Source organism: Streptomyces rimosus, assembly GCF_008704655.1.
Taxonomy (GTDB): Bacteria; Actinomycetota; Actinomycetes; order Streptomycetales; family Streptomycetaceae; genus Streptomyces; species Streptomyces rimosus.
Genome location: NZ_CP023688.1, coordinates 2,444,345 through 2,459,640 on the forward strand (window position 1 = coordinate 2,444,345; position 15,296 = coordinate 2,459,640).

Annotated in this window: 12 protein-coding genes and 1 riboswitch; of the genes, 2 read left to right on the plus strand and 10 right to left on the minus strand. The window is 72.9% G+C overall.

From position 1 onward, the window contains the following. Nucleotides 1-30 precede the first annotated feature (30 nt). The 4 genes from CP984_RS09850 to CP984_RS09865 form a co-directional block, all read right to left on the minus strand. Nucleotides 31-684 (minus strand): thymidine kinase, encoded by a 654-nt coding sequence (locus CP984_RS09850; protein ID WP_003981822.1) that lies wholly within the window; start codon nt 682-684, stop codon nt 31-33. A gap of 104 nt (nt 685-788) precedes the next feature. Further along, the gene (locus CP984_RS09855; RefSeq protein WP_003981823.1) at nt 789-1,988 is read right to left on the minus strand and encodes an alkaline phosphatase family protein; all 1,200 of its coding nucleotides are present in this window, start codon (nt 1,986-1,988) and stop codon (nt 789-791) included. Further along, nucleotides 1,988-2,575 carry a DUF5998 family protein gene (locus CP984_RS09860; RefSeq protein WP_003981824.1) on the minus strand — a complete coding sequence of 196 codons (588 nt, stop codon included), beginning with the start codon at nt 2,573-2,575 and terminating at the stop codon, nt 1,988-1,990. The genes CP984_RS09855 and CP984_RS09860 overlap by 1 nt, the downstream gene beginning before the upstream one ends. A 102-nt stretch (nt 2,576-2,677) precedes the next feature. Continuing rightward, complete coding sequence (locus tag CP984_RS09865) at nt 2,678-5,524, minus strand: bifunctional acetate--CoA ligase family protein/GNAT family N-acetyltransferase (RefSeq protein WP_003981825.1); 2,847 nt, start codon at nt 5,522-5,524, stop codon at nt 2,678-2,680. 247 nt (nt 5,525-5,771) lie between these two features. Here CP984_RS09865 and CP984_RS09870 point away from each other — a divergent pair, with 247 nt between their 5' ends. Beyond that, nucleotides 5,772-6,053, plus strand: coding sequence for an HPr family phosphocarrier protein (locus CP984_RS09870; RefSeq protein WP_003981826.1), 282 nt, complete (start codon nt 5,772-5,774; stop codon nt 6,051-6,053). Between the two features lie 327 nt (nt 6,054-6,380). Here the strand turns inward: CP984_RS09870 and CP984_RS09875 are convergent, their stop codons facing one another. From CP984_RS09875 to CP984_RS09890, 5 genes are all read right to left on the minus strand, one after another. Then, nucleotides 6,381-7,073 (minus strand): GntR family transcriptional regulator, encoded by a 693-nt coding sequence (locus tag CP984_RS09875; protein ID WP_003981827.1) that lies wholly within the window; start codon nt 7,071-7,073, stop codon nt 6,381-6,383. 223 nt (nt 7,074-7,296) lie between these two features. Then, the gene (locus CP984_RS09880) at nt 7,297-8,094 is read right to left on the minus strand and encodes a M23 family metallopeptidase (RefSeq protein ID WP_003981828.1); all 798 of its coding nucleotides are present in this window, start codon (nt 8,092-8,094) and stop codon (nt 7,297-7,299) included. A gap of 13 nt (nt 8,095-8,107) precedes the next feature. Beyond that, nucleotides 8,108-8,262, minus strand: a riboswitch (cyclic di-AMP (ydaO/yuaA leader). A gap of 44 nt (nt 8,263-8,306) precedes the next feature. Next, the gene (locus CP984_RS43000) at nt 8,307-8,444 is read right to left on the minus strand and encodes a hypothetical protein (RefSeq protein ID WP_157849118.1); all 138 of its coding nucleotides are present in this window, start codon (nt 8,442-8,444) and stop codon (nt 8,307-8,309) included. A 62-nt stretch (nt 8,445-8,506) separates the two neighbouring features. Continuing rightward, the gene (locus CP984_RS09885) at nt 8,507-9,874 is read right to left on the minus strand and encodes a M16 family metallopeptidase (RefSeq protein WP_032920740.1); all 1,368 of its coding nucleotides are present in this window, start codon (nt 9,872-9,874) and stop codon (nt 8,507-8,509) included. 20 nt (nt 9,875-9,894) lie between these two features. Beyond that, nucleotides 9,895-11,232, minus strand: coding sequence for a M16 family metallopeptidase (locus CP984_RS09890; RefSeq protein WP_003981830.1), 1,338 nt, complete (start codon nt 11,230-11,232; stop codon nt 9,895-9,897). Between the two features lie 247 nt (nt 11,233-11,479). Between CP984_RS09890 and CP984_RS09895 the strand changes: the two genes are divergently transcribed. After that, nucleotides 11,480-13,927, plus strand: a complete 2,448-nt coding sequence (locus CP984_RS09895) for a DNA gyrase/topoisomerase IV subunit A (protein ID WP_003981831.1) — start codon at nt 11,480-11,482, stop codon at nt 13,925-13,927. A gap of 129 nt (nt 13,928-14,056) precedes the next feature. Here the strand turns inward: CP984_RS09895 and CP984_RS09900 are convergent, their stop codons facing one another. Then, entirely contained in the window at nt 14,057-15,274 is a 1,218-nt protein-coding gene (locus CP984_RS09900) for a CobW family GTP-binding protein (protein ID WP_003981832.1), read from the minus strand. Nucleotides 15,275-15,296: the final 22 nt, after the last annotated feature.

The following is a 15,296-nucleotide window of genomic DNA, read 5'->3' on the forward strand; positions in this document are numbered from 1 at the left end:
GCGGCCTCGGCGCGCCCCGTACCCGCCGCGCTACTTGACCGTGTCCACCGGAAGGACGTCCGGGGAGAGCGCCGCCGCATGGGCCGAGGCGGCGGTCTGGCGGCGCCGGTGATGACGGCGGCACAGCACCTCGTAGCCGACCTCGGCGGGGGCGCTGTGCACGTCGCCGATGACGACCTGCGCGCCCTCCACGACCATCTGGCCGTCGAGGGTACGGGCGTTGTGCGTGGCGCGCGCGCCGCACCAGCACAGGGCCTCGACCTGGAGCACCTCTATCCGGTCGGCCAGTTCCACCAGGCGCTGCGAGCCGGGGAAGAGCTTGCTGCGGAAGTCGGTGCTGATACCGAAGGCGAAGACGTCCAGCTCCAGGTCGTCCACGACGCGCGCGAGCTGGTCGATCTGGTCCGGGGCGAGAAATTGCGCCTCGTCGGCGATGACGTAGTCGACCCGGCCGCCGGAGCTGAGCGTGCCGACGATGTGGGCGTAGAAGTCGGTGTCGTCGGTGACCTCGACGGCCTCGGTGACCAGGCCGAGGCGGGAGGAGAGCTTGCCGCGGCCGGCCCGGTCGTCCCGTGCGTAGATCATCCCTTGCAGGCCGCGGGCCGAGCGGTTGTGCTCGATCTGCAGAGCGAGGGTGCTCTTTCCGCAGTCCATCGTTCCGGAGAAGAACACCAGCTCGGGCATGGGAGAACGCGGGCCTTTCGGGCTCGTATCGAGTGGGGCGGGCGGGCACGCGGCGGCGCGCCCGCCGTGCGGCGGGGTCGGGGCGGGGCGCGGGGCCCGTGGGGTCAGGTGCGGACTTCGAGGAGCGGGACGAGTTGTTCGGCGGGGGTCATCGAGCCGTGCATGCCGACCATCGCGGACTCGCGCGGCTCGGTCCGGCTCGCCACGATCACCATGTCGGCGTGCGCGGCGGCGACGACGTCACCGATGCGGGCCCGGACCCGGTCGTCGACCCGGGGGCCGAACCACCCGGCGGCGATGGCCTCGTCACGGCCCGCCACCCACATGTGTTCCCCGACCACTTCGCGCCATACCGCGAGCACGTCACCGGCCGCGCCGGGATGGGCGTACAGATGCCGCGCCCGCCCCTCGCCGCCCAGCAGGCGCACTCCGGCACGCAGTTCCCAGTCCTCGTCGAAGTCGATACGGGACTCCGGGCCGAACGGGATGTCGATCATGCCGTGGTCGGCGGTGATGTACAGGGCGGAGCGCGGCGGCAGTTGCTCGGCGAGGCGCTGGGCGAGGCGGTCGACGTACATCAGCTGGCCGCGCCAGGCGTCGGAGTCGACGCCGTAGCGGTGCCCGGCGCCGTCCACCTCGGCGTAATAGGTGTAGACCAGCGAGCGGCCGCCGGCGGCGAGCTGCTCGGCCGCCAGGTCCATGCGCTCCTCGCCGGCCAGCCGGCCGTGGAACGTGCCGCCGCTGAGCGCGATCTCGGTGAGCGGAGTGCGCTCGAAGTTCGGCGAGGAGACCTGGCAGGTGTGGATGCCCGCGGCGTGCGCCTGCTGGAAGACGGTCGGGTACGGCTGCCAGGCGTACGGGTCGGTCCACGGGTACCAGCGCAGCTGGTTCATCAGCTCGCCGGTGTCCGGGTTCAGGCAGGTGTAGCCCACCAGCCCGTGGGCGCCCGGCGGCTGACCCGTGCCGACCGAGGCCAGCGAGGCGGCGGTGGTGGCCGGGAAGCCCGCGGTGATCGGGCGGCCGGTGCGGTTGAACGAGCTGTCCAGAAGGGACGTCAGGAACGGTGCCTCGTCCGGATGGTCGCGCAGCAGCTGCCAGCCGAGGCCGTCGACGAGGAAGACGCAGACGCGGTCGGCGGGGTCCAGGTCCATGCCCGGCTGCCCGGTGCCGGGCAGGGCGAGGCCCTGACCGGCGGTGACGGCGGGCAGCAGATCGGCGAGCGAGCCGGTGCCGTACGCGGGCACCGGCGCGCCGGCCAGGTCGAGGGGTTCGGGTTCCGGCCAGGCGGGGACGGCGTGTGCCATCAGCGGGTGGTGGCCGCGGTGGCCTCGGACAGGGCCTGGGCGAACGCGAGGGTCTGCCGGACGGTGTCCGGGCCGTCGCCCGCCTCGCTGACCCGCAGCGACAGGTCGTCGGCGGTCGAGGAGCCGGTGTAGCCGTGGTCCGCCTCGCAGTTGGGGTCGCCGCAGGTGGCGGGCTCCAGGTCCAGACGGGCGACGGCGCCCCAGCCGATGGTCAGCACGACCTCGCGGGGCAGCCGGCCCGGGGTGTACGACTCGGGGTTGGCGACCACCCGGCTGAGCACGACGGACGAGATCCGGCCCAGCTTGACCGACTCGGTCGAGGTGGTGGCGTACGGCGAGGGAGAGGTGTCGTCGGCGGACTGCTCGTCGGTGTGGCTGACGATGAAGCGGGTGCCCGTCAGGACCAGGACCGTGACGTGGCGGCGGACCTCGTTGGCGTCGAAGGTCGTCTCCTGGTGGACCAAGTACGACACCACCGGCTCGCCGCCGACCGCGGCCTGCACCGCCTCGGCCACCAGGGCCGGGTAATAGCCGCTGCGCTCGATCGCCGCGCGCAGCCCTTGGGTCGTCGTACCGGTCTTAGCCATGCGGCCATCTTACGGGGCGTACCGGCCGGGGCGGGTCCGAGCGCCGGTGTCCGGGGCCCGGCCCGGTGTTCGGGAACCGGCCGCGGGTCCGGGCCGCGGTGGTCAGTAGGCGGGCATGCGGCGGGGGCCCAGGTCGGTGGTGGCCGGCGGGCGGGCCAGGCGGACCGTGGCGTCCAGGACGGCGAGGCCGTGGGGTGCGACGACGACCGGCTCCAGGTCGACGCCGACGACCTCGGGGTGGTCGTCGACCAGCCGGGAGACCCGCAGCAGCAGGTCCTCCAGCGCCGCGGTGTCCACCGGCTGGCTGCCACGCCAGCCGAACAGCAGGGGCGCGGTGCGGATGGAGCGTATCTGCTCGGCGACGTCGCGGTCGGTGGCCGGGATGAGGCGGTGCGCGGTGTCGCCGAGGAGCTGCGAGGGGGCGCCGGCCAGGCCGAAGGAGAGGACGGCGCCGGCGGCCGGGTCGATGGCGGCGCGGATGACCGTGTCGACGCCGCGCGGCACCATCGACTGGACGACCGGGCGCAGCTCCGCCGGTTTGCCGAGGAAGTCGGTCAGCTCCGCGTAGGCGCGGCGCAGCTCGGCCTCGCCGGGCAGGTCGAGGCGGACGCCGCCGAGGTCGGGGCGGTGGCGCAGATGGGGTGCGGTGGTCTTCAGGGCGACGGGGTAGCCCAGGCGGGCGGCGGCGCGTACGGCGGTGTCGGGGTCGGGGGCCGGGTGGGCGGGGCGTACGTGGATGCCGTAGCGGGCCAGGAGGGCGTGGGCGTCGTCGGCGGGGAGCGGGACGGAGCGGGTGATGTCGGCGTGCCGCGCGAGCTCGTCGAGGAGCCGGTCGATGTCTTCGCCCGCGGCGGTCTCCTCGATGTCCTCGTACTCCGGGACGCGGCCCGGGTCGGCAGAGTCCCGGCGCCACTTGGCGTACCGCACGGCCTGGGCGAGCGAGCGGACGGCGCGCTCGGCGGCCGGATAGACCGGTATGAGCGGGGCGGGCGGGGGGCCGTCGGGCGTGCCGGACGGGGGCTGCTGGGCTTCCGCGGGGGCCGTCGGGGCGGCGGCCGGTGGCGGGGCGGCGAGCGCGTCGGCGAGGGCGTCCATGGCCAGGTGGACGACGGTGACCGGCTTGGCGGGCACCGCCGACGCGGTGGCCTCGCGGAGCGCGGCGGCGAGGTCGGCGCCCTCGCCCGGGGAGGCGACGCCTTCCTCCCCCACCCAGGGGATGGCCGTGACGACGACGGCGTCGCAGAGGCCGTTGGCCAGGGCGGCGGACAGGGCCGTGCAGAAGTCCGCCGGGGTGGCCGCGGGGGCGAGGACGTGGGGGCGCAGCGGGCGCAGACCTTCGGTGAGGCAGGCGTCGTACGTCAGCAGGGCGAGCGCTTCGGAGTTGCCGAGGATGGCGACGCGGGGGCCGCCCGGCAGCGGCTGGGAGGCCAGCAGCAGCCCGGCGTCGGCCATCTCCGTGACGGTGTCCACGCGGATCACGCCGGCCTGGCGCATCAGGGCGGAGACCGTGCTGTCGGGGATGCGGACCGTGGGGACGGTGTGGCCGAGCGGGGCGGTGCCGGTGTGGCGGGCGCCCTTGGCGACGACGACGGGCTTGACGGCGGAGGTCCGGCGGGCCAGGCGCATGAACTTGCGGGGGTCGCCGATCGACTCCAGGTAGAGGATCGCGACGTCGGTGGCCGGGTCGTCGTACCAGTACTGGAGCAGGTCGTTGCCGGAGAGGTCGGCGCGGTTGCCGGCGGACAGGAAGGTGGAGATGCCGGCGATCGAGCCGTCGCCGGGGCCGCGCCGGTGCAGGCCGCTGAGGAGGGCGATGCCGATGGCGCCGGACTGGGTGAACAGGCCGATGCGCCCGGCGCCGGGCATCTGCGGGGCGAGCGAGGCGTTCAGCCGGACCTCGGGGGCGGTGTTGATCAGGCCGAAGGCGTTCGGGCCGATCAGGCGCATGCCGTACGAGCGGGCCTGGCGCAGCAGGGCGCGCTGCCGCTCGCGGCCCTCGGGCCCGGACTCGGCGTACCCGGAGGAGAGGATCACCAGGCCGCGCACGCCGTGCTCGCCGCAGTCCCGGACCACGCCGGGGACCTGGGCGGCGGGCACCGCGAGCACCGCGAGATCGACGGGCTCGGGGATCTCGGCCACCGAGCGGTGGCCGGGCACGCCCTCGGGGTCGAGGCGGGTGCCGCCCTCGGGGAAGGCGTGGTTGACCGCGTAGACCCGGCCCGTGAAGCCGGAGTCGCGGAGGTTGCGCAGGACGGAGCGGCCGACGCCGCCGGGGGCGCGGCCGGTGCCGACGACGGCGACCGAGCCGGGCGCGAGGAGGCGCTGTACGGAGCGGGCCTCGGCGCGCTGCTCGCGGCCGCGCATGACGGCCATGGACTGCTCGGTGGGCTCCAGGTCGAACTCCAGGCGCACCACACCGTCTTCGAAGGTGCGCTGCTGGGTGTACCCGGCGTCCGTGAAAACCTTGATCATTTTGGTGTTGGCGGGCAGCACCTCGGCGGCGAACCGGCGGATGCCGCGCTCGCGGGCGACCGCGGCGATGTGCTCCAGGAGCGCGGAGGCCACGCCGCGGCCCTGGTGGGCGTCCTGCACCAGGAAGGCGACCTCGGCCTGGTCGTCGCCGGGCTCCTTGGCGGGGCGGCCACGCTCGTCGATGCGGTCGTAGCGGACGGTGGCGATGAACTCGCCGCCGACGGTGGCGGCCAGGCCGACCCGGTCCACGTAGTCGTGGTGGGTGAAGCGGTGCACGTCGCGGTCGGACAGGCGCGGGTAGGGCGCGAAGAAGCGGTAGTACTTCGACTCGTCCGAGACCTGTTCGTAGAAGGAGACCAGGCGCTCGGCGTCGTCGGGGGCGATGGGGCGGATACGGGCGGTGCCGCCGTCGCGCAGCACGACATCGGCTTCCCAGTGGGCCGGGTAGACGCTGGCGCTGTCCGACGTGCTGTGCATGGGGCACAGCGTACGACCCGCCACCGACAACCGGCTCGGCGCGCGCCGCCGCGGGGGTCCGGCGCGGGGGTCCGGGCGGGCCGGGACGCGGCAGGCGGTTCCGGATGGCGGACGTTCCGGCCGTACATCCGTGGCCGGCCGGTACCGTGCCGACGGCCGGTGGCGCACCCCGCCACGGCCTGCCGGAGCACTCCCGGCATCATGAGACACTGGTCTAGACAACTTCGACGACTTGAAGGGCAACACCATGGCTGAGCGCCGCGTCAATGTCGGTTGGGCCGAGGGTCTGCACGCCCGCCCCGCCTCGATCTTCGTTCGTGCTGCCACCGCCTCCGGGGTTCCGGTGACGATCGCCAAGGCCGACGGCAACCCGGTCAACGCGGCCTCCATGCTGGCCGTGCTGGGCCTGGGCGCCCAGGGCGGCGAGGAGATCGTGCTGGCCTCCGACGCCGAGGGCGCCGACGCCGCGCTCGACCGTCTCGCCAAGCTGGTCGCCGAGGGCCTCGAGGAGCTCCCGGAGACCGTCTGAACCGCTTCGCGGATCGAGGTGCGCGCGGCCCCGCCGCGGTGACCGGGTGGACCGGCGCCGGGCGGGGCCGTTGCTTTTGCCTTCTCGCGCGTTCGATACGGCCCTGAGGGCCGTACCGCGATACCGGGTGGGGTTTTACCTCGATACGGCGTGCGGCCTTATCGACTGCCGCGCGCCGGAATCGGGCAGGCCCGGCCAAAGAATTACGTACGGCAATTCACCGCAGCTCGCGATTTCCGGGGCGCACGATTTCCCGAGCGCTCCCCACCCGCGTTACTGCTGCCCTGCCGAAGAATCCGTGTCCCGCTCTTGTATACGGCGGATGTGTTAATTCCGTTCGCTCACCGTGTTGACGGGCTGTTTCGGGTTCCTCACGGCCGGGCCCGGCACGTCGGCCCGCAGCGTGTACGCCCCGCGCGACCGCTCGACATGCGCCGCCATCAGGGCGCGCGCCCGCTCCGCGTCGCCCCGGCCCACCGCGTCCAGCACCGCGCCGTACTCCTCCCAGGAGCGCTCCTCGCGGGCCGGGGGCTCGACCGCGTACATCCACTCGATCTTGCGCCGGAGCTGGGTGAGGAGCGCCGCCAGGCTCGCGCTGCCGGACGCCTGGGCGAGCGTCTCGTGGAACCAGCCGTCCAGTTGGCGCAGCTCGGCGCGCTGGCCGTGCCGGGCGCGCTCCCGGCCCAGCCGGACGATGCCGCGCAGCACCTTCAGGTGCGCGGCGGTGCGGCGGGCGGCGGCGCGGGCCGCGCCCAGCGGCTCCAGCAGGCCGCGGATGTCCAGGAGGTCGGCCGCCTCGCGCTCCGTGAGCGCGGCCACGCAGGCGCCCGCGTGGTGCCGGATGGTGACGAAACCCTCGGACTCCAGCGTGCGCAGCGCCTCGCGCACGGGGACGCGGGAGACGCCGTACCGGCCGGCCAGCAGTTCCTCGATCAGCCGGCTGCCCGGCGGGAGGACGCCGGATACGATGTCGTCCCGGATCGCCGTGCACACCGCGTGCGCGGAAATATGGCCTCGCATCGTCCGTGCCTCCGCCGTCATTCCCGGGAAACGTCCGCCTATTGCCGCCGGGCGGCGGCATTCGTCGTGACTCTATTCGACGGGGACGGGATTTCCGACGGCCACGGCGCATTCATGGATATTTTTTGGCCAGCCGGAAAACCCGGCACCGACGGGCCGCGGTTCCGCAAACGCCGGTGCCCCGGCCGCGAGGGCCGGGGCACCGGGTGGGGACGGGTGTACGTCAGACGTTGACGCCGTGCGAGCGCAGGTAGGCGACCGGGTCCATGTCGGAGCCATACTCGGCCGAGGTGCGGGCCTCGAAGTGCAGGTGCGGCCCGGTGGTGTTGCCGGTGTTGCCCGACAGGGCGATCTGCTGGCCCGGCGTGACGGTCTGGCCGACCGAGACGCTGATGGACGACAGGTGGCCGTACTGGGTGTAGGTGCCGTCGTTCATCTTGATGACGACGTTGTTCCCGTACGCGCCGCCCCAGCCGGCCTCGACGACGGTGCCGGAGCCCACGGCGTGGACGGTGGTCCCGGAGTCGGCGTGGAAGTCGATGCCGGTGTGGCTGCCGGAGGACCACAGGCCGCTGGACGCCTTGTAGCTGGTGGAGACGTAGGAGCCGTCGACGGGGGCGACGTACGTCAGCAGGCGCTTGCGCTCGGCCTCGCGGGCGGCGCGCTCCTCGGCCTCCCGCTGCTTCTTGGCCTCGGCCTCGGCCTTGCGCTTGGCCTCCGCGGCCTGCTGGCGCGCCTCCGCCTCGGCCTTGGCCTGCGCGGCGGCCGCGTCGGCGGCCTCCTGCTGCGCGTCGGCCTGCGCCTCGATCTGCTCGGCGAGCTCGTCACCGAGGACGACGGCCTGGTGGAAGCCGGTGTCGTGGGTGTTCGCCTCGTCCGGGTTGCCCGCCGCCAGTGCCGGGGAGGCGACGGTGGCGACGACGCCGGAGGCGGCGAGCGTGGCTATGCCGGCCAGATTGCGGGTCGCCCGAGCGCTGCGGCTCGGACCACGGTGCTTCCCGGTGCCACGGGTGAACGCCATGGGGTGGCTGTGTCCTTTCCTTCCCTCTCGCCTACCGGGTTAGCTGACGGGTTCGGAGCAGGAAGGTCTCCTACGGGCCCCTCCGGGAAGGCGCCCGATTCACCCCAGGGGACGTGGGTCCCCGGCTCCCCTGGCTCGCGCCGTACGGGGACTCGGCGATGACTGTCCGTGCCGCGGTTGCGGCGGTGATCCCGCGGACAGCCGGATCGACGCTAAACGGGGCCACTTTCGAACGGCAAACAGAACCCCGATTTTGTGCCGTACGCCACACGGTCATCACGCAACCACCCCCCGCAATTGGGACATAAAGAAGATCCAGTGGCACGGGCGCACCACTGGATCCGCTTCATGACATCGCGTCACCCCGGCGGGTCATGACCCGCCGGGGCCGGGCGACGCCCGTGACGGGCCGTCAGCCCTTGACCACCGTCACCTCGCCGATGCCGAGCGCCTTGACGGGCTCCTCGATCTCGGCCGCGTCGCCCACCAGGACGGTCACCAGCCGGTCCACCGGGAAGGCGTTGACGGCCGCGGCGGTCGCCTCGACCGTGCCGGTCCGCGCCAGCCGGACGTACAGCTGCGCCTGGTAGTCGTCCGGGAGCTGCTGCTCGACCTGGTCGGCGAGGGTGCCGGCGACCGCCGCGGCGGTCTCGTACTTCAGGGGCGCGACACCGACCAGGTTCTGGACGGCCACGTCCCGCTCCTCGTCCGTCAGGCCCTCCGCCGCGAGGGTGCGCAGCACCTTCCACAGGTCCTCCAGCGCCGGACCGGTGGAGGCGGTGTCCACCGAGCCGCTGATGGCGAGCATCGCGGCGCCGTCGCCGTCGGCCGAGGAGCGCAGCACCTGGCCGAAGGCGCGCACCCCGTAGGTGTAGCCCTTCTCCTCGCGCAGCACCCGGTCCAGGCGGGAGGTGAGGGTGCCGCCGAGGCAGTACGTTCCGAGGACCTGCGCGGGCCAGACGCGGTCGTGCCGGTCCGGGCCGATGCGGCCGATGAGCAGCTGGGTCTGTACGGCGCCGGGGCGGTCGACGATCACCACGCGGCCGGTGTCGTCGGCCGAGATCGGGCTGGCCTTGACCGGCTCGGCGGGCGAACCCGTCCACGTGCCGAGGCTCTCCGCCAGGGCCGCGTCCACGTCGACGCCTGTGAAGTCGCCGACGATGACGGCGGTGGCCGTGGCGGGGCGGACGTGGGCCTCGTAGAAGGCGCGGACGGCCGCCGCGTCGATACGGGAGACGGTCTCCTCGGTGCCCTGGCGCGGCCGGGACATCCGCGAGTCGGCCGGGAACAGCTCCTTGGACAGGGCCATCGCGGCGCGCCGGGCCGGGTTGGCCAGCTCGTGCGGGATCTCGTCGAGGCGGTTGCGCACCAGGCGCTCGACCTCGCTGTCCGGGAAGGCCGGGGCGCGCAGGGCGTCGGCGAGCAGGCCGAGCGCCTTGTCCAGCCGGGAGGCCGGGACCTCCAGGGAGACACGGACGCCGGGGTGGTCGGCGTGCGAGTCCAGGGTGGCGCCGCAGCGCTCCAGCTCGGCGGCGAACTGCTCGGCGTCGTGCTTGTCGGTGCCCTCGGACAGGGCCCGCGCCATGATCGTGGCGACGCCGTCCAGGCCCTCGGGCTCGGCCTCCAGGGGCGCGACGATGTCGATCTCGACGGCGACGACCTGCTGGCCGGGGCGGTGGCTGCGCAGGACCGTCAGGCCGTTGGGCAGCTGCGCCCGCTCGGGGGCGGGGAACGCCCACGGCTTGGGCTCGCCGCCGGCCGGCTGCGGATGGAAGGTCATCGTGCTGCTGACGGCGTCGCTCACTGGGCCGCCTCCTCGTCGTTGTCCTCGGCGGCGGTCGGCTCGGTCGGCTCGTACACGAGCACCGCGCGGTTGTCGGGGCGCAGCCGGGCCTTGGCGACCTCCTGCACCTCCTGCGGGGTGATGTCCAGGACGCGCCGTACGGCGGTCAGGGCGAGCTGCGGGTCGCCGAACAGGACCGCGTAACGGCACAGTTCGTCGGCGCGCCCGGCGGCCGTGGCGAGCCGGTCCAGCCACTCCCGCTCCAACTGGGCCTGCGCGCGCTCCATCTCCTCGGGGCTCGGGCCCTCCTCGGCGAAGCGGGCCAGCTCCTCGTCCACGGCGCTCTCGATCTCCGGCACCTCGACGCCGCCGGAGGTCTTCACGTCCAGCCAGCCGAGCGAGGGGGCGCCGGCCAGCCGCAGCAGGCCGAAGCCCGCGGCCACGGCCGTACGGTCGCGGCGCACCAGCCGGTTGTACAGGCGCGAGGACTCGCCGCCGCCGAGCACCGTCAGCGCCAGATCGGCGGCGTCGGCCTCGCGGGTGCCGTCCTGTGGGAGGCGGTAGGCGGCCATCAGGGCGCGGGAGGGGACGTCCTCCTCGACGACCTCGCGCAGCTCCTCGCCGATGACGTCCGGGAGGGAGCCGTCGCGGGGCGGCTGCTTGCCCTCGTGGCCGGGGATGGAGCCGAAGTACTTCTCCACCCAGGCGAGGGTCTGCTCGGGGTCGATGTCGCCGACGACCGAGAGGACCGCGTTGTTGGGCGCGTAGTACGTACGGAAGAAGGCCCGCGCGTCCTCCAGGGAGGCGGCGTCCAGGTCGGCCATCGAACCGATGGGCGTGTGGTGGTACGGGTGGCCCTCCGGGTACGCCATGGCCGTCAGCTTCTCGAAGGCCGTGCCGTAGGGGACGTTGTCGTAGCGCTGGCGGCGCTCGTTCTTGACGACGTCGCGCTGGTTCTCCAGGGACTCCTCGTCCAGCGCCGTCAGCAGGGAGCCCATGCGGTCGGCCTCCAGCCACAGCGCGAGCTCCAGCTGGTGGGCGGGCATGGTCTCGAAGTAGTTGGTGCGCTCGAAGCTGGTCGTGCCGTTCAGGGAGCCGCCGGCGCCCTGGACCAGTTCGAAGTGGCCGTTGCCGGTGACCTGGGCGGATCCCTGGAACATCAGGTGCTCGAAGAGGTGGGCCAGACCGGTGCGGCCCTTGACCTCGTGGCGGGAGCCGACGTCGTACCAGAGGCAGACCGCGGCGACCGGGGTCAAATGATCTTCGGAGAGCACCACGCGCAGGCCGTTGGCCAGCCGGTGCTCGGTCGCTGTCAGGCCGCCGGAGCCGGCTTGTTCTGTGGCCGTGTGACCCATGGGCATGTACGTCCCTTCGATCCGCTTGCGAGGAAGTTCTGTCACTGTATGCAAGCGCGTCGGGCTATGGCGAAGTTCCCGTCCGGGCTGCCTCGTACGAGCGGACTTCGCCGCCGACCCGTCCGGCGGCCCGGGGAGGGTCGCGGTCGGCGTTGTCAGTGGGGCGGGCCACAATGGTCCGCACAAGACCCGAACGTGATCCAGCATCGGCAAGCAGCAGGACGCAAGCGAAGGAGCCGCAGCCGCGATGGCCCGCCGTAGCACGAAGACCCCGCCGCCGGACGACTTCGAGGAGAGGATCCTCGACATCGACGTCGTCGACGAGATGCAGGGCTCCTTCCTTGAGTACGCGTACTCGGTCATCTACTCCCGCGCCCTCCCGGACGCCCGCGACGGCCTCAAGCCCGTGCACCGCCGCATCCTCTACCAGATGAACGAGATGGGGCTGCGCCCCGAACGCAGCTACGTCAAGTGCGCCCGCGTCGTCGGCGAGGTGATGGGTAAGCTCCACCCGCACGGCGACGCCTCCATCTACGACGCCCTGGTGCGGATGGCGCAGCCCTTCTCCATGCGGCTGCCCCTGGTCGACGGCCACGGCAACTTCGGCTCGCTCGGCAACGACGACCCGCCCGCCGCCATGCGGTACACCGAGTGCAAGATGGCCTCGGCCACCTCCCTGATGACGGAGTCCATCGACGAGGACACGGTCGACTTCGCGCCGAACTACGACGGCCAGGAGCAGGAGCCCGTCGCCCTCCCGGCGGCCTACCCGAACCTGCTGGTCAACGGCGCGTCCGGAATCGCCGTCGGCATGGCGACGAACATGCCGCCGCACAACCTCGGCGAGGTGATCGCCGCCGCCCGCCACCTGATCAAGCACCCGAACGCGGACCTCGAAACGCTGATGCGGTTCGTGCCGGGCCCCGACCTGCCGACCGGCGGCCGGATCGTGGGCCTGGGCGGCATCCGGGACGCGTACGAGACCGGCCGCGGCACCTTCAAGATCCGCGCCACCGTCTCGATCGAGAACGTCACCGCCCGCCGCAAGGGCCTGGTCGTCACCGAACTGCCGTTCGCAGTGGGCCCCGAGAAGGTCATCTCCAAGATCAAGGACCTGGTGGGCGCGAAGAAGCTCCAGGGCATCGCGGACGTGAAGGACCTCACCGACCGCGAGCACGGCCTGCGCCTGGTCATCGAGATCAAGAACGGCTTCAACCCGGAAGCCGTCCTGGAGCAGCTGTACAAGCTCACGGCCATGGAGGAGTCCTTCGGCATCAACAACGTCGCGCTGGTCGACGGCCAGCCGCTGACGCTGGGCCTGAAGGAGCTGCTGGAGGTCTACGTCGACCACCGCTTCGACGTGGTGCGCCGCCGCAGCGAGTTCCGGCGCGGCAAGAAGCGCGACCGCCTCCACCTGGTCGAGGGCCTGCTGACGGCCCTGGTCGACATCGACGAGGTCATCCGCCTGATCCGCTCCAGCGAGAACAGCGCGCAGGCCAAGGAGCGGCTGATCGACCGCTTCGGCCTCAGCGACGTCCAGACGCAGTACATCCTCGACACCCCGCTGCGCCGGCTGACCAAGTTCGACCGCATCGAGCTGGAGTCCGAGCGCGACACCCTCAAGGCCGACATCGAGAAGCTGACGAAGATCCTCGACTCGGACGCCGAGCTGCGCAAGCTGGTCTCGAACGAGCTGGCCTCGGTGGCCAAGAAGTACGGCACGGACCGGCGCACGGTCCTGCTGGAGTCGGCGGGCGCCCCGGTGGCGGCGGTGCCGCTGGAGGTCGCCGACGACCCGTGCCGGGTGCTGCTGTCCTCGACGGGGCTGCTGGCCCGTACGGCCAACGGCGAGGTGAGCTTCGACGCGGAGGCCAGGCGCGTCAAGCACGACGTGATCGTCTCGGCGGTGCCGGCCACCACCCGCGGCGAGGTGGGCGCGGTGACGTCCGCCGGCCGGCTGCTGCGCCTCCAGGTGGTCGACCTGCCGCAGCTGCCGGACACCGTCGCGGCGCCGAACCTCTCCGGCGGCGCGCCGGTCGCGGAATTCCTCTCCCTCCAGGAGGGCGAGGAGCTGATCTGCCTGATGACGCTCGACGAGTCCTCGCCGGGCCTGGCGCTCGGCACCCAGCAGGGCATCGTCAAGCGCGTGGTGCCGGACTATCCCTCCCACAAGGAGGAGTTGGAGGTCATCACCCTCAAGGACGGCGACCGCATCGTGGGCGCCGCGGAGCTGCGCACGGGCGAGGAGGACCTGGTCTTCATCACCAACGAGGCGCAGCTGCTGCGCTATCCGGCGGGGCAGGTGCGGCCGCAGGGCCGGCCGGCCGGCGGCATGACGGGCATCAAGCTGGGCCCGGACGCGAAGGTGATCTTCTTCTCGGCCGTCGACCCGGCCGCCGACGCCATGGTCTTCACGGTCTCCGGCTCGCACGGCACGCTCGACGACTCGGTCTCGACGGCCAAGCTCACCCCCTTCGACCAGTACCCGCGCAAGGGCCGGGCGACCGGCGGCGTGCGCTGCCAGCGGTTCCTGAAGGGCGAGGACTGCCTGTCGCTGGCCTGGGCCGGCGCCACACCGGTACGGGCCGCGGACGCCAAGGGCTCCCCGGTCCCCCTGCCGGACCCGGACCCGCGGCGCGACGGCTCGGGCGTACCGCTGCAGAAGCCGGTCGCGGCGCTGGCGGGGCCGGTGTAGCCGGCGGGGTGATGTGAAAGCTGGTTGATGTGAGGACGGGGGCCCGGGCGGCTGCGGCCGGCCCGGGGCCCGTTCTTGCGTGGGGTCGTCGCCCTGTTGCTCTGCCGTCCGGTCTACGGGGTGTCCGCTCTACCGTCCGGCCTGCGGCTCCGGATCGGCGAAATCCCCGGGCTCTACAGGTGCGAGGTCGGCGGGCTCTGCCGGTGCGAGGCCCGCGGACCCATCGGGGTCCCCGGGCTCGTCCCCGGACAGTACGTACCGCAGCACCCCCCACATGCTGTCCGGCTCGGCGCGCTCCGGCCCCGTCTCCCGGCAGTCCGCCAGCTCCTCGCGCAGCGCCGCCGCGTCGACGCCGCTGCCGATCAGGACGAGCTGAGTGCGCCGCTCCTCGTCCGGCTGCCACGCCGAGGGGTAGAAGCGCAGGAAGTCGCCGACCGCGTGCACGGCGAACTTCTGCCGGTTCTCCGGTACGTCGAAGTGGACGAAGCCCTTGATCCGGTAGAGCCCGGCGGGCCTGCTGTCGAGGAAGGCCATCAGCCGGCGCGGGTTCATCGGCGCGTCCGAGACGAATTCCACGCTCTCGTAGGCGGCGTGGAGGTGCGGCCCGTGCCCGCAGCACTCCGGCCCGTCGCAGGCATGCTCCCCGGACGCCTCCCCGCCCGCCGCGGCCTGCGCGTCCGCCTCCGCCCGGATCAGGTCCTCGAAGGACAGCTGGCGCACCGCCTCGTCCGCCTCGTCGCGCGGCTTGCGGTCGAAGAACAGCTCCGGGTCGATCCGCCCGTACGCGGCCGGCACGACCGGCGTTCCCGGGCTCAGCTCGGCGAGCGTGGCCAGGAGGGAGCGCCGTTCCTCCGCCCCGATCCGGTCGGCCTTGTTCAGGACCACGAGGTCGGCGACGGCCACATGCCGGTCGATCTCCGGGTGCCGGGCCCGGGTGGCCGCGAACTCGGCCGCGTCGACGACCTCGGTGAGCCCGCCGTAGACGATCCGGTCGTTCTCGCTGGCCAGGATCATGCGGATGAGTTCCTGGGGTTCGGCCAGCCCGCTGGCCTCGATGACGATCACGTCGATACGGGCCGCCGGACGGGCCAGGCGCTCCAGGTACTCGTCCAGTTCGCTGGTGTCCACCGCGCAGCACAGGCAGCCGTTGCCCAGCGAGACCATCGAGTCGACCTGTCCCGCCACCGTCATGGCGTCGATCTCGATGCTGCCGAAGTCGTTGACGACCGCGCCGACGCGGGTGCCGCCGCTGCGGCCCAGCAGGTGGTTGAGCAGGGTCGTCTTGCCGGAGCCGAGGAATCCGGCGAGCACGATGACCGGGATCTGTCGCGGGGCCTGCGGGGCCAAGGGGGCGCCTCCATCGTCGTAC

What these genes read in the sequence shown, in the direction of transcription:
- CP984_RS09880 (WP_003981828.1), bottom strand. Translation starts at nt 8,094, where the DNA reads ATGGCGTTCACCCGTGGCACCGGGAAGCACCGTGGTCCGAGCCGCAGC.
- CP984_RS09850 (WP_003981822.1), bottom strand. Translation starts at nt 684, where the DNA reads ATGCCCGAGCTGGTGTTCTTCTCCGGAACGATGGACTGCGGAAAGAGC.
- CP984_RS43000 (WP_157849118.1), bottom strand. Translation starts at nt 8,444, where the DNA reads ATGAAGCGGATCCAGTGGTGCGCCCGTGCCACTGGATCTTCTTTATGT.
- CP984_RS09865 (WP_003981825.1), bottom strand. Translation starts at nt 5,524, where the DNA reads ATGCACAGCACGTCGGACAGCGCCAGCGTCTACCCGGCCCACTGGGAA.
- CP984_RS09885 (WP_032920740.1), bottom strand. Translation starts at nt 9,874, where the DNA reads ATGACCTTCCATCCGCAGCCGGCCGGCGGCGAGCCCAAGCCGTGGGCG.
- CP984_RS09855 (WP_003981823.1), bottom strand. Translation starts at nt 1,988, where the DNA reads ATGGCACACGCCGTCCCCGCCTGGCCGGAACCCGAACCCCTCGACCTG.
- CP984_RS09860 (WP_003981824.1), bottom strand. Translation starts at nt 2,575, where the DNA reads ATGGCTAAGACCGGTACGACGACCCAAGGGCTGCGCGCGGCGATCGAG.
- CP984_RS09875 (WP_003981827.1), bottom strand. Translation starts at nt 7,073, where the DNA reads ATGCGAGGCCATATTTCCGCGCACGCGGTGTGCACGGCGATCCGGGAC.
- CP984_RS09890 (WP_003981830.1), bottom strand. Translation starts at nt 11,232, where the DNA reads ATGGGTCACACGGCCACAGAACAAGCCGGCTCCGGCGGCCTGACAGCG.
- CP984_RS09870 (WP_003981826.1), top strand. Translation starts at nt 5,772, where the DNA reads ATGGCTGAGCGCCGCGTCAATGTCGGTTGGGCCGAGGGTCTGCACGCC.
- CP984_RS09895 (WP_003981831.1), top strand. Translation starts at nt 11,480, where the DNA reads ATGGCCCGCCGTAGCACGAAGACCCCGCCGCCGGACGACTTCGAGGAG.